Source organism: Sphingomicrobium aquimarinum, assembly GCF_039655735.1.
GTDB lineage: Bacteria > Pseudomonadota > Alphaproteobacteria > Sphingomonadales > Sphingomonadaceae > Sphingomicrobium > Sphingomicrobium aquimarinum.
The window spans coordinates 947136-960572 of record NZ_JBBYXH010000002.1; the positions used below are offsets into that span (position 1 = coordinate 947136).

14 protein-coding genes are annotated in these 13437 nt (G+C 65.5%); 3 read left to right on the plus strand and 11 right to left on the minus strand.

The window, feature by feature from the left end; genetic code table 11:
* Positions 1-4 precede the first annotated feature (4 nt).
* Positions 5-1228 carry a PQQ-dependent sugar dehydrogenase gene (locus WJS89_RS10960; RefSeq protein ID WP_346340973.1) on the plus strand — a complete coding sequence of 408 codons (1224 nt, stop codon included), beginning with the start codon at positions 5-7 and terminating at the stop codon, positions 1226-1228.
* Positions 1229-1283: 55 nt separating this feature from the next.
* On the opposite strand, the gene WJS89_RS10965 is transcribed toward WJS89_RS10960, so the two are convergent.
* Both WJS89_RS10965 and WJS89_RS10970 read right to left on the minus strand, forming a co-directional pair.
* On the minus strand, positions 1284-1940 hold the full coding sequence (locus WJS89_RS10965; protein WP_346340974.1) for a peroxiredoxin: 657 nt from the start codon (positions 1938-1940) through the stop codon (positions 1284-1286).
* Positions 1941-2005: 65 nt separating this feature from the next.
* Positions 2006-3049, minus strand: coding sequence for a cysteine synthase A (locus tag WJS89_RS10970; RefSeq protein ID WP_346340975.1), 1044 nt, complete (start codon positions 3047-3049; stop codon positions 2006-2008).
* A 77-nt stretch (positions 3050-3126) separates the two neighbouring features.
* On the opposite strand from WJS89_RS10970, the gene WJS89_RS10975 reads away from it, so the two are divergent.
* On the plus strand, positions 3127-3486 hold the full coding sequence (locus tag WJS89_RS10975; protein ID WP_346340976.1) for a hypothetical protein: 360 nt from the start codon (positions 3127-3129) through the stop codon (positions 3484-3486).
* Here WJS89_RS10975 and trmB read toward each other — a convergent pair.
* A complete protein-coding gene (trmB, locus tag WJS89_RS10980; RefSeq protein ID WP_346340977.1) occupies positions 3483-4187 on the minus strand; it encodes a tRNA (guanine(46)-N(7))-methyltransferase TrmB in 705 nt (234 codons plus the stop codon). The genes WJS89_RS10975 and trmB overlap by 4 nt on opposite strands.
* Positions 4188-4301: 114 nt before the next feature.
* Between trmB and WJS89_RS10985 the strand changes: the two genes are divergently transcribed.
* Positions 4302-5480, plus strand: coding sequence for a GGDEF domain-containing protein (locus WJS89_RS10985; RefSeq protein ID WP_346340978.1), 1179 nt, complete (start codon positions 4302-4304; stop codon positions 5478-5480).
* Positions 5481-5484: 4 nt separating this feature from the next.
* On the opposite strand, the gene metK is transcribed toward WJS89_RS10985, so the two are convergent.
* From metK to WJS89_RS11025, 8 genes are read right to left on the minus strand one after another with little or no spacing between them, the layout of a single operon-like run.
* On the minus strand, positions 5485-6729 hold the full coding sequence (gene metK, locus WJS89_RS10990; protein WP_346340979.1) for a methionine adenosyltransferase: 1245 nt from the start codon (positions 6727-6729) through the stop codon (positions 5485-5487).
* Between the two features lie 50 nt (positions 6730-6779).
* A complete protein-coding gene (gene lnt, locus WJS89_RS10995; protein WP_346340980.1) occupies positions 6780-8513 on the minus strand; it encodes an apolipoprotein N-acyltransferase in 1734 nt (577 codons plus the stop codon).
* Between the two features lies 1 nt (position 8514).
* Entirely contained in the window at positions 8515-9396 is an 882-nt protein-coding gene (locus WJS89_RS11000; protein ID WP_346340981.1) for a hemolysin family protein, read from the minus strand.
* Complete coding sequence (gene ybeY / locus WJS89_RS11005) at positions 9396-9899, minus strand: rRNA maturation RNase YbeY (RefSeq protein WP_346340982.1); 504 nt, start codon at positions 9897-9899, stop codon at positions 9396-9398. The genes WJS89_RS11000 and ybeY overlap by 1 nt, the downstream gene beginning before the upstream one ends.
* Positions 9896-10894, minus strand: a complete 999-nt coding sequence (locus tag WJS89_RS11010) for a PhoH family protein (protein ID WP_346340983.1) — start codon at positions 10892-10894, stop codon at positions 9896-9898. Before WJS89_RS11010 ends, ybeY begins: the two co-directional genes overlap by 4 nt.
* Positions 10894-12219 (minus strand): tRNA (N6-isopentenyl adenosine(37)-C2)-methylthiotransferase MiaB, encoded by a 1326-nt coding sequence (gene miaB, locus WJS89_RS11015; RefSeq protein ID WP_346340984.1) that lies wholly within the window; start codon positions 12217-12219, stop codon positions 10894-10896. The genes WJS89_RS11010 and miaB overlap by 1 nt, the downstream gene beginning before the upstream one ends.
* Complete coding sequence (locus WJS89_RS11020) at positions 12216-12992, minus strand: lysophospholipid acyltransferase family protein (RefSeq protein WP_346340985.1); 777 nt, start codon at positions 12990-12992, stop codon at positions 12216-12218. The genes miaB and WJS89_RS11020 overlap by 4 nt, the downstream gene beginning before the upstream one ends.
* Positions 12958-13386, minus strand: a complete 429-nt coding sequence (locus tag WJS89_RS11025) for a Fur family transcriptional regulator (protein WP_346340986.1) — start codon at positions 13384-13386, stop codon at positions 12958-12960. Before WJS89_RS11025 ends, WJS89_RS11020 begins: the two co-directional genes overlap by 35 nt.
* Positions 13387-13437: the final 51 nt, after the last annotated feature.

Sequence of the window (13437 nt, forward strand, 5' to 3'; positions counted from 1 at the left end):
GACCATGCGCCTTTCGATCCTCGCCCTCGCGTTCGCCACCGCCGCCTGCAACGGAACGTCCGATGCGGGCGCGGAGAATGTGGGGGGTGCACCGCAGGCAGGCGGCGGCAGCGATGCCGTCCAATCCTCGCCCGTGACTCGCGGCGAGAAAGTTTCCGGCGACGCCCGCCCCTTCGCCATTCAGGCGATGGGCCAGTATGACGAACCCTGGGCCGCGGAGTTCATGCCGGGCTCCAACCTCATCTTCATTAGCGGCAAGAAGGGCCAGCTCTGGTTCAAGGACGTGGTCTCGGGCACCGAAGGCACGGTCAGCGGTCTGCCGGAGGTCGATTATGGCGGGCAGGGCGGCTTTGGCGACATCGCCTTCGGACCTGACTGGGAAAGCCCGATGGGGCAGGGCGGCGACCTCTACATGAGCTGGATCGAAGCGGGCGAGGGCAACAGCCGCGGCGCCGTCGTCGGCAAGGGCAAGCTCATCTGCGAGAGCGAGACCGCGTGTCGCCTGACCGGGGTCGAAGTGCTCTGGCGACAGGACAAGACGGAAGGGCGGGGCCATTATTCGCACCGCATCCATTTCTCGCCCGACGGACAATATATGTTCGTCACCAGCGGGGACCGGCAGGAGCAGGACCCCGCGCAGGATCGATCGAACAATCTCGGCAACGTCCTGCGCCTTAACCTCGACGGCAGCGCGGCCGAGGGCAATCCCTTCTACGCGGAAGGCGGCAGCGCCGCGCAGATCTGGAGCTGGGGCCATCGCAACAGTCTCGGCCTCGATTTCGCACCCGACGGGCAGCTCTGGCATATCGAGATGGGGCCCAAGCACGGCGACGAGTTGAACCTCATCCGCAAGGGCCAGAATTACGGCTGGCCGGAACGCAGCTACGGCGACAATTATAACGGCGTGCCGATCCCCGACCATGAACCGGGCGATGGTTTCACGCAGCCCGCCGCCTACTGGGACCCCGCCACCAGCCCCGCCAGCCTGCTCATCTACTCGGGCTCGCTGTTCGGTGACTGGACCGGCGACGCGCTGGTCCCGGGCCTTTCGGGGCAGGAGCTGAACGTCATCTCGATCGACGGCGAGCGTGCGACGGCGATGGTCAGTTACGACATGGGCGCGCGCATCCGCGAAGTGGTCGAGGGCCCGGACGGTGCCGTCTATCTGCTCGAGGACGATCGCAACGCCAGCCAGGGCCGTCTCCTCAAGCTGACGCCGAAGCGCTGACAAAAAAAGGGCGGCGCCAATGGCGCCGCCCCTATTCGCGAAACTGGACCGAGACCTACTGCGGCTGCGGGATGCGGCGCAGATAGGGCTTTTCGGTCTTGAAGTCGCCGAACTTGGCGCGCGCATCCTCGTCCGACAGCGTCGGCGGGATGATGCAGTCATCGCCCTGCTTCCAGTTCACCGGCGTCACAACGCCCTTGTTCTCGGTCAGCTGGATCGAGTCGAGCAGGCGCAGCACTTCATCGAAGTTGCGCCCCGAGCTCATCGGGTAGAGCAGCATGGCGCGGATCTTTTTGTCGGGGCCGATGATGTAGACCGTGCGCACGGTGGCATTGTTGGCCGCGGTCCGCCCCTCGGCGGTGCCGCTCTCGTCGGCGGGAAGCATGTTGTACTTCTTCGCGACCTCGAGATTTTCATCGCCGATGATCGGATAGTCGACGCTGTTGCCCGAGACTTCCTCGATGTCGGGCGACCAGTTCTTGTTGTCCTCGACGCTATCGACCGACAGTGCGAGGATCTTGGTGTTGCGCTTGGAGAATTCCTCGCCGAGGCCGGCCATATAGCCGAGTTCGGTCGTGCAGACGGGGGTGAAGGCCTTGGGGTGCGAGAAGAGCACGGCATAGCCTTCGCCGATCCAGTCGTGGAAGGACAGTTCGCCCTGCGTCGTCTGGGCGGTGAAGTCGGGCGCGGTGCTACCGATCGAAAGCGTCATGAGGGTCTCCTTTTGGATGATCGTTCGAGGAGACAGATGGGGAGCGCTCGCCCCATCGCAAGGCGTCAGTCGGTGACCGGTTCGAAGGGCACGTCGATTTCGTGAGTTCGCTCGAGGAACGCGGGGACGCGGAGGCCCTTCTCGCGCAGGAAGGCGGGGTTGAACATGCGCGACTGGTAGCGCGATGCCGGGTCGCACAGGATCGTCACGATCGTGTGGCCGGGACCCATCTCCTTCGCCATGCGGATGGCGCCTGCGACGTTGATGCCCGATGACAGGCCGAGGCTGAGACCTTCATGTTCGAGCATCGCGAAGGCGGTATCGAGACTCTCCTGATCCTCGACGCGGAAGGCGTGATCGACTTCCAGTCCCTCGAGATTGCCGGTGATGCGGCCTTGGCCGATGCCTTCGGTGATCGACGAGCCTTCCGCCGACAGTTCGCCGCTGGTGAAATAATTGTAGAGCGCCGCGCCCGGCGGATCGACGATACCGATCTGGATGTCGCGGCGGCGATCGCGCAGCGCCATTGCGACCCCTGCGAGCGTGCCGCCCGTGCCGACCGCGCAGACGAAACCGTCGACCTTGCCGTCCGTCTGCTCCCAGATTTCGGGCGCGGTGCTGTCGATATGCGCCTGCCGGTTGGCCTTGTTGTCGAACTGGTCGGCAAACATGGCGCCTTCGCCCAATTCCGCTGCCAGTTTTTCGGCGAGCCGGCCCGCGATCTTCACGTAGTTGTTGGGATTCCTGTAGGGCACCGCCGGCACTTCGACGAGCTGCGCGCCGAGCATCCGTAGCGTGTCCTTCTTCTCGTCGGTCTGCGTTTCGGGGATGACGATGACCGTCTTCATGCCGAGTGCGTTGCCGACCATGGTGAGGCCGATGCCGGTATTGCCTGCCGTGCCATCGACGATCGTGCCGCCTTTGGCGATCCGGCCCTTGTCGATCGCGTCGAGTACGAGGCTCTTGGCCGCGCGATCCTTCACCGACTGGCCCGGATTCATCCATTCGGCCTTGCCGAGGATGGTGCAGCCGGTTTCTTCCGAAGCGCGCTGTAGCTTGATGAGCGGAGTGTTGCCGATGGCGTCGAGGACATTGTCGCTGATGGTCATGGCGTCCAAGCTAGGCACGCATCGCGCCGAGCGGAAGGGTCAGTCGCCGTTCATTCCCCGCTGCCTATCGCATCCGGATGAAAACAGGGTTCCTTTTTCTCGCGCCGGTCGTCCTTGCCGCCGCTCCCGCCCATGCGACGGGCGAGCTGGTCTGCGAAACCGCCTCGGGCGAGGCGACTCGCATCAGCCTCGGCTTGGGCCATGCGCCGGTTGCGACCGGCATGTGGGCGAGCGCGCAAACGGGCGATACCGCGTGGCAGAAGGTCGAAGTGGCGCAGTCGTGGATGGATCGCGAGAAATTGCTGGTCGATCTCACCGACGCCGAACGCACGACGTTGCTCGCGCGGATCGAGGCGCGCTGGAACGATGCGACCAACAGCTTCGACGGTACCCTCACGCAGGGCGAGACGAAACGCTGGGTCCGCTGTCGCGGTTAGCGCCGCCGATACCGCAGATAATAGGGGCGTCGCCCTTCGCGCAAAGCCTTGGCGGCATAGCGCGTGTCGATCCACCCGCCGGGCTTTTCCAGAAAGCCGCTCGCATCCTCGCATAGCCAGTCGAACGCGGCGCGGTGCCTCTCGCGCTGCATGACCATGAGGCTCCAGGCGAGATAGACCGGATGATCGGTCGCGAGGCGGAATTCCCCACCGGGCTTCAGCTTGGCCGCGATCATGTCCAACGGCCCGTCGTTCATCATCCGCCGCTTGGCGTGGCGCGCCTTGGGCCAGGGATCGGGATGGAGCAGATAGACGAAGCTCAACGAACCGTCGGGCACGCGCTCCAGCACCGGCAGCGCATCGCCCATCTCGATGCGCACGTTGGCGAGCACATTGTCGCGCACATGGGTGAGCGCCTGCGCGACCCCGTTGAGAAAGGGCTCGCAGGCGATGAAGCCGTGGTCGGGCAACAGGTCCGCGCGATAGGCGAGATGCTCGCCGCCGCCGAAGCCGATCTCGAAATGAAGCGGTCGATCCTCGCCGAACAGCCGCGTCGCGGTCAGCGGGCCGTCCTCGGGGACCGCGATCTGTGGCAACAAGGTTTCCACCAGTCCCTGCTGCGCGCGACGCAACTTGCGTGTGCTTGATCGGCCGTAAAGCCGGTTGAGCGTGGTCGGATCGCCTTTGCCTGTCGAGGTCATGGGGCGCGCCTCTAGGCGATCCTCCGGGTATCTTCAATCGGGCGGCGCACTTGCGCCGTTTCGGACCGCAATGGCAATGGCATTCCTGCCGAATCACGATAAGGAGAGCGATCCATGGTCGATTCCTTCGTGTTCCTGCTGCTCGTGCCGGGTCTCTTCGTCATGCTCGCGGCGATCTTCGCCGGGCTTGCCGTGGTGCGCCGACCCAATCCGACCGCGGCCTGGGGTGCGACCGCCTTTCTCGCCGCGGCGACCGGCGCCACGGTCGACGTGCTGCGCCAGCCCGAGGCGGAATGGATGCGGTGGCTGGCGCTGGCGCTCCATTTCGTCACGCTCCTCGCGCTTTCCAACGCCTTTCTCGCGCGTCGGAACCTGGAATTGCCGCGGATCGCCCTGTTCACCCTGATCATCCCCGTGGTGTTCATCCCCCTGCTCGGATTCGACCCGCCCGAAAGCGTTCGGGTGTCGTCCGTCCAGATGGGCGCGACCCTGCTGACAGGTGCGACGGTCGTGCGGCTTGCACGCGCGGGGCATCCGACCGTTTTCGACCGCGTGGCGATGATCGTGCTCGCGTTCGGGGCCTTATCCTATCTCGTACGCTTCTTCCTCTTCGGCCTTACAGTGCAGGAGGACAGCGCCGGGCGCTTCTTCAACGATTTCTACAATGTCGTTTTCCACCTCACCTCGGCGGTGTTCGGGTTCCTGTCGGGGCTTGCGCTGCTGGTGTCGATCGGGATGGACGCTGTCCTTCTCCATGCGCGGCAAAGCGTGATTGATCCGCTGACCTCGCTCGGCAACCGGCGGGGTCTCGACCGGCTCATCGACGACGAAGCGCAGCGGAAGTGGCGCTGCGGCGGCGTGGTCGCGCTCGACATGGATAATTTCAAACAGGTCAACGACAGCTATGGTCACGCGGGCGGCGACCGCGTGCTCGAGGCCGTCGCACGGGCGCTTTCCGACGCGGTGGGCCAATCGGGTCATCTCTTTCGCGTCGGCGGCGAGGAATTCGTCCTGTTCGTCGATCAGGCGCACAAGGAACGGGTCGAGCGGCTCGCCTGCACCGCGCTGGACGCCATCCGGTCGATCGGCTTCGACGGACCACTGGCAGGCTATCGCCCGACCGCGTCGGTCGGCTTCTATGTCCGTACCGATGGCGCCACCTTGCCCGAAGCCATGCGGCTGGCCGATCGCGCACTCTATCGTGCCAAGGATCTCGGCCGCGACCGCGTGATCGGCATGCGCCTGTCCAAGGGCCTCAGCGTCATGACCGAAGCCTCCCTCGCGGGCTGCTGACGTCTCAGCCGTCGAGCGCGGCCTTCAGGTCCTCGATGAGGTCGGTGCGCTCCCACGGAAACAGGTCGCCCTCCGCGGTGCGGCCGAAATGGCCATAGGCGGCGCTCTTCTCGTAGATCGGCTTGTTGAGCCCCAGGACCGTGCGAATGCCGCGCGGCGTCAGCCCGCCCAGTCGTTTGATCGATCCGATCGCCTGCTCGAGCTTGTCGTCCGCAACCGTGCCCGTTCCGTCGGTATCGACGTAGAGCGACAAGGGTTCGCTCACACCGATCGCATAGGCGAGCTGGATCGTGCAGCGCCGGGCGAAGCCGCCCGCGACGATATTCTTGGCCAGGTAACGCGCGATATAGGCGGCAGAGCGGTCGACCTTGGTGGGATCCTTGCCGCTGAACGCACCGCCACCGTGCGGCGCCGCGCCGCCATAGGTATCGACGATGATCTTGCGACCGGTGAGGCCCGCGTCCCCGTCCGGGCCGCCGATCTCGAAGGCCCCGGTCGGGTTGATGTGCCAGACGGTCTCGTCCGACAGCCAGCCTTCGGGCAGCACGTCGGTCACGACCCCGCGCACGTAGCGCTTCAACTCGGCTTCCTTCTCCCCCTCATGATAGCCCTTCGCGTGCTGGGTCGAGACGACGATGGCCGTGCAGGCAACGGGCTTTCCGTCTTCGTAGCGCAGCGTCAGCTGGCTTTTGGCATCGGGCTCGAGGAAGCTCGCCTTGCCCGACTTGCGATCCGCGGCGAGCCGCTCGAGGATCTTGTGGCTGTAGTCGAGGGTCGCGGGCATATAGTCGGGCGTCTCGTCGCAGGCAAAGCCGAACATGATGCCCTGGTCGCCCGCGCCTTCGTCCTTGTTCGAGCCGTCCGCTCCCGCATCGACGCCCATCGCGATTTCCACCGACTGGCCGTGCAGATGGTTCTCGAAGGTAAGGCTTTCCCAGTGGAAGCCATCCTGCTCGTAGCCGATCTCGCGCACGGTGCGGCGGACCGCCTGTTCGATCTCGTCGCGAGCGCCGGGCGCCCATCCGCCATTCTCGGCCCAGTCGGCATTGTTCATGTCATACATCGACGCGCAGCGGATCTCGCCCGACAGGATGACGCGCTGGGTGGTCGTCATCGTCTCGCAGGCGACACGCGCCTCGGGGTCCTTGGCGAGCATCAGGTCGACGATGGCGTCGGAAATCTGGTCAGAAACCTTGTCGGGATGGCCCTCGGAGACGCTTTCCGAGGTGAAGAGATAGGTTTTGCGCATGGGGTCCTGTCGATTGTTCGTCGCGCCGGAGGGCGGGTTGGCGGGAAGGTCTAACGCTCGCGCCGCGATAGGGCAACGGATAGCGCGGCCAGAATGAGGGCGATGGCAAGGGCGAGGACATTCCCAAATCGCGAGAACAGCGTTCCGCCGTCGACCGGCGACTGGAGCGGCTGGTCGATGATCCCGGCCTCGCCCATGCCGATCCGCGCGGTGACGCTGCCATCGGCGGCGATCTGCGCGCTGATCCCGGTCGGAGTCGAGCGAATGACGGGAAGCCCCTCCTCGGTCGCACGAAGCCGCGCCTGTGCCAGATGCTGGGGCGGACCCCAGGCGCCGAACCAGGCATCGTTCGAAGGATTGAAGATGAAATCGGGCCGGTCGTCCGCATCGACGACCCTGCCCGAGAAGATGATCTCGTAACAGATCTGCACGCCCATCCGCTTGGCTGTCCGGCGCAGCGGGATGGTGTCGGGGCCGGGGCCGGGGTCGAAGTCGAGATTTCCGGGCGCGAGACGCGAGAGGCCGAGCGGTTCGAGGAGCCACCGCATCGGCAGATATTCGCCGTAAGGGACCAGATGCGCCTTGTCGTAGCGGGCCGCAAGGCTGGCTTCGGGCGTCAGCACGAAGACGCTGTTGATCGCCGTGTCGATCGTTCGGCCATCGGTGCTCTTGATGCCGACACCGCCGGTCACCAGCGTCTGGAAGTCCGCCATGCCACGCGCGGCGCGCACCCGCTCGACTGCCGTATTCCCGCCGTATTGAGCGCGCTCGTCGTAGAGCGGCTTGGTCACCGCAGCCTCGGGCCAGAAGACGATCGTTGCGGGGATATCGCTTTCTTCGAGGCCGAAACCGAGCGCCGTGAGCCGGTCGGCGGCGATTCGGTCGAACCCGGGGCGCCACTTGTCGGATTGATCGATATTGGGCTGGACGATGCGGATGATCGCGGGGAGCGATACGGACCGGGATTGCGCCGGTGACGCCGCCGGCGGCGGCGGCGGCGGGTAGGGCGCCGGCGCAGTTTCGGGCTCGGTCGGCGGCAAGGTTGGCGGCGTCGGGATCGGATTGCCGTCGCCATCAACCGGACCATTTGCAGGTGGAGGGCCAGCAGCTTGCACGTCGAAGGTGGTGAGCCCGTCGTTGAAGATGACCTGGGGGCGCGGGACAAGGAGGGCGAGGATGATCGCTGCTGCCGTCAGGAAGGCCGGACGCCAGCGCAAGTGGGCGAGCCAGAAGACGGTGCCTCCCAGCAACGCGGCAATGCCCGAAAGCGCATAGGTCCCGACCCAGACGGTCAGATGCCGGAGTGGCGTATCGACCAGCACGACGCCGACCGGATTCCAGGCAAAGCCGGTGAAAACGAAGCTGCGCAGCCATTCGCCGAGGATCCAGCCCGCCGCCAATCCCAGCGGCAGCGCCACCGCAGCGCGTCGCGCGAGCAGCTTGGCGACCAGCGCCGCGATCGCGGGGTAGACGGCGAGGTAGAGCGACAAGAGTACCACCGCGACCCAGCCGAGCCATGCGGGCATCTTGGCCTGATAGGTGAAAGCGGTCGCGATCCAATTGAGCCCGAGAACGAACTGGCCGACCCCGAACATCCAGCCGTTGAAGGTCGCCAGCCGCCATGTGCGCGCAGATTGGATCAGGAACAGGAGGCCCGTGAACGCGAGCAACGTCAGCGGCCAGATCCCCAGCGGTTTGAAGCCCAGCGCCGAGACCAGGCCCAGCGCGAGCGCCATCCATGGCGCCACTTTCGCATTTGCCGCGAGGGCCTTCAGCCTGTCCATGTCAGCCGTCGTCGGGCTCGGGCGCGGTCGGTTCGGGGCGGTGGAGGCGCAGGCGCGTCATGCGTTTGGCATCGGCCTCGATACATTCGATCCGCCAGCCCGAGGGATGTTCGACCGACTGGCCGGGTTCCATGATCCGTCCGGCAAGCAGGAACGCGAGCCCGCCCAAGGTATCGACCTCGTCTTCCTCCCACGCCAGCGCGGGATCGACGCGGTCGAGCACCTCGTCCATCTCGACGCGCGCGTCGGCTTCCCAGACGCCCTCGTCGAGCATCGCGAGCTGTGCGACCTGCTCCTCGTCATGCTCGTCCTCGATCTCGCCGACGATCTCCTCGACGACATCCTCGATCGTGACGATTCCCTCGGTCCCGCCGAACTCGTCGACGACGACCGCGAGGTGCACGCGCTGGGTACGCATCGAGGCGAGAATATCGATGACCCCCATGCTGGTCGGCACGAACAGGGGGTCGCGCATGATCGCCTCGATCGTGCGCGGTTTCTGGCCGACCTTTGCTGCGAACAGGTCTTTTATGTGGATCATCCCGACGATCTGGTCGAGCCCGTCGCCCACGACCGGGAGGCGGCTATGCTCGGCCTCTGCGAATTCCGCGACGATGCTTTCGAAATCGCTGTTCTGGCTGACCGAGATGATATCGGCGCGGGGCACGCAGATGTCGCCCGCCGTCCGGTCGCCGAAATGCAGCAGGTTGCGAAGCATGATCCGCTCGTGCTGCGAAAGGTCGCCCACCTTGGCGGGCTCTGCGTCCGCCTCGTCGATCGCTTCCTCGATCTGGTCGCGCAGGCTCTGGTCGGCCTCGTCGCCGAACAAAAGAGCGCGCATCCCGCGCCAGATCCGTGAGCCTTCGTCGGGCCGCGTGGCCATCAGTTCATGTCTCCATAGGGGTCGGGTAGGCCGAGGCGCGCCATGGCTCGCGTTTCGCGCGCTTCCATGTCGGTGGCGCTGCCATCATCCTGATGATCGTAGCCGAGTAGGTGCAACATGCCGTGGACAACAAGGTGACGCGCATGTTGCTCCAGCGAAATATGCTTTTCGGCCGCCTCGCGGGTGCAGACACCGTAAGCGAGCGCGATGTCTCCCAAGAGCATCGGCGGGCCGTCTTCGGCAGCCAACTCGACGGCATCGACCATCGGAAAGCTCAGCACGTTGGTGGGCTTGTCCTTGCCCCGCCATTCGCGATTGAGCGCGTGGATCGCGTCATCGCCGAGGAAGGCGAGGCTGACTTCCACCTCGCGGCGGCCCTCGGTCAGGTGCGGGAAGGCACTTTCCGCGACGGCGGCGGCAAGCGCGGGCTCGGCGATCGCGTCCAACGACGCGCCGCTACTCTCCCACTCCCCGTCGGCCTCGATCATGACGGACAGGCTCATCGGCCGGGGCCCTCGTAGGCCTCGACGATGCGTCCGACGAGCGGGTGACGCACGACGTCGGCGGCGGTGAAGCGTACGGTGGCGATGCCATCGACGCCTTCCAATTTGCCCACGGCGTCGGCGAGGCCCGAGCCGGTCTGGTCGGGAAGATCGACCTGCATCGGGTCGCCGCAGATGACCATGCGGCTGCGCATCCCGAAGCGGGTCAGGAACATCTTCATCTGCGCGGGGGTGGTGTTCTGGCCTTCATCGAGGATGATGAAAGCATCATTGAGCGTGCGACCGCGCATGAACGCGATGGGCGCGATCTCGATCTCTCCGCTGGCGATGCGCCGCTCGACCTGCTCGGCGGGGAGCATGTCGTAGAGCGCGTCGTAGAGCGGACGAAGATACGGATCGACCTTCTCCTTCATGTCGCCGGGAAGGAAGCCCAGCCGCTCGCCTGCTTCGACGGCGGGGCGCGAGAGAATGAGCCGCTCGACCGTGCCCGTGATGAGCATGCTCACCGCCTGCGCGACGGCGAGATAGGTCTTGCCCGTGCCCGCGGGTCCAAGTGCGAAGATCATGTCCGACTTGGCCAGCGCGTGCATATATTCGGTCTGCGTCGCCGAGCGCGGCGCGATCGTTTTCTTGCGCGTGCGGATCATCACGCGCGGCGGGTCCTTGACCTCGTTATGGACGATCCCCGCAAGCTGCGGCTGGTTGGCCATGCCGATGATGGCCTCGACCGCCTCGGAATCCACGTCCTGGCCCTGGTCCAATCGCTCGTAGAGGCCGAGCAGCACTTCGCGCGCGCGAGCGGCGGCGTCCGCCTCGCCCTCGACCATGACCTTGTTGCCGCGCGCGGCGATATTCACGCCCAGGCGATCCTCGATGATAACGAGATGGCGGTCATATTCGCCGAACAGGGGGCCGAGCAGGAAGGGCTGGTCGAATTCCAGTTCGAGCCGTGCTCGATCCTGCGGTGCGGTGGCGACAGCGTCGCGTTTGGCCATTAAGCGGCGGCCTCCTTGGGGCTCGTGATTCCATGCAGACTGTTGGGCAAAGCGCCCGCAATGTCCATGGTCAAAAGATCACCGATCTGCGCGTTCGTCTCGGCGAAGACCGACTGGAGCCAGGGCGACTTGCCGATCATCTGTCCGTCGCGCTTGCCCTTGCGCTCGATCAGCACTTCCATCCGTGTCCCGATCTTGGAGCGATTGAAGGCGAGGCTCTGTTCGCCGAGCAGCGCCTGCAAGCGCTGTAGCCGCTCGTCCATCACTTCCGTCGCGACCTGCCCGTCCATCTCGGCGGCGGGCGTGCCGGGGCGGGGCGAATATTTGAAGCTGTAGGCAGAGGCGTAACGGGCATCGCGCACGACCTGCAGCGTCTCTTCGAACTCGGCGTCCGTCTCGCCGGGGAAGCCGACGATGAAGTCGCCCGAAATGGCAAGGTCGGGCCGCGCCGCGCGAAAGCGTTCGACGAGCTTCAGATAGCTCTCGACTGTATGGTGGCGGTTCATCGCCTTGAGAATGCGGTCGCTGCCCGCCTGCACGGGCAGGTGCAGATAGGGCATCAGCTTGGGTTCTTCGCCATGCGCGGCGATCAGCCCCTCGTCCATGTCGGCGGGGTGCGAGGTGGTGTAGCGGATGCGTTTCAGGCCATCGATCCTGGCGAGGCGGCGAATGAGCAGTTCGAGCCCGCCCGCGCGGCCCTTGTCGTCCTCGCCGCTCCATGCCGAGACATTCTGCCCCAGGAGCGTGATTTCCTTGGCGCCGCCATCGACCAGCGCGAGCGCCTCGTCGACGATATCGCCCCACGGCCGGCTGATCTCCGCGCCGCGGGTATAAGGCACGACGCAATAGGTGCAGAATTTGTCGCAGCCTTCCGCCACCGTCAGGAAGGCGCTCGGCCCCACGCGGCGCCGCTTGGGCATCGCGTCGAACTTGGAGATGGCGGGCATGTCGGTATCGACCGGCCGCTCGCCCCGCGACGCACCCGCGACGAGCTCGGGCAGGCGATGATAAGCCTGCGGGCCGACGACGATGTCGATATGCGCACTGCGCCGCTGCGCCTCGCCGCCTTCGGCCTGCGCCACGCACCCCGCCAGCGCGACCATCGGTTTCTTCTCGCCCTTCGCAAGACGCCCGACGTCCGAATAGGCTTTTTCTGCCGCCTTTTCGCGAATGTGGCACGTGTTGAGCACGACGAGGTCGGCATCCTCCCCGTCACTCGCAGCGCGCATGCCCTTGTCGCTCAGCAATTCGCCCATGCGCTCGCCGTCATAGACGTTCATCTGACAGCCGAAGCTCTTGATTCGGAAGGTTTTGGGGTCGGTCATGCCTCGCCTTTAGGCGAAGACGCACCAAGGTCCAACTCCAGCGCCGCCGCGATGCGCCTGCGCGCCTCGTTCGCCATCGCCTTGCGATCCTCGACCAGCGCGATCGGTTCGAGAATATGGATCGTCACGTCGATTGGGCGGCGACGTGTGAGGATCTTGCGCGCATTGTCGGTACCGGGCTCCCCGTCGAACCAGGCGATGTCGGCCGCGTCTTCATAGTCGAGCGCGACGGGGACGAGCCTGGCACCCTCGGGCGCAGGCGTGACCGCCTTGAGCAGCGGCGAGCGGAAGGGCTTGAGCGCCGTGCCGTCGTTGGTCGTGCCTTCGGGGAACAGGCACAGCGGCAGATAATGGTCGAAGCGACGTCGCACTGCCGCGATCTGCGCATCCACCTCGCGCCGCGCCTGCCGGTCGATGTAGAGCGTCTCGCGCTGGTCGGCGAGCCACTTGATGAGCCAGTGGTTCTGCACTTCGGCCTTGGAGACGAACGCACAGCCCATCGATCCTCCCATCACCAGGATGTCGAGCCAACTGACATGATTGGCGAGGATGAGCGTGCGGTGACCCGGGTGCGCCCCGATCCGCGTCGTGCGCACGCCCAGGATCCAGCCGGCAACGCGCAGGAAGAAGCGCGCGATGCCGCCCCGTCCGGTGACGGCGCGAAAGACGATGTGCAGGGGCGCGATGAGGAGGAGAGCGAGGCCGAGGAGAGCGACCCGAAGGCCGATCAGGCCGCTATCAACGATCCTTGTCGCGGTCGATGGCGACTCCATAAAGCTCCATGCGATGGTCGACGAGGCGGTAGCCGAGCTTCTCGGCGATCCGCTTCTGCAATTCTTCCAGTTCGTCGTCGACGAACTCGACGACCTCGCCGCTTTCCACATCGATGAGGTGATCGTGGTGCGCATCGGACGCGGCCTCGTAGCGCGAACGTCCATCGCCGAATTCATGACGTTCCAGAATGCCCGCTTCCTCGAACAGCCGCACGGTGCGGTAGACGGTGGCGATCGAGATGTTGCTGTCGACGGCGGACGCGCGCTCGTGGAGCATCTCCACGTCGGGATGATCCTCGCTCTCGCTCAGCACCTTGGCGATGATGCGGCGCTGCTCGGTGATGCGCAGCCCTTTTTCGGCGCAGACGGCTTCGATGTCGATCTTGCGATGCATGGGCGATGCGGTAGCGATTGGGAGCGCACAAGGAAAGGGGCCGCGGCACGC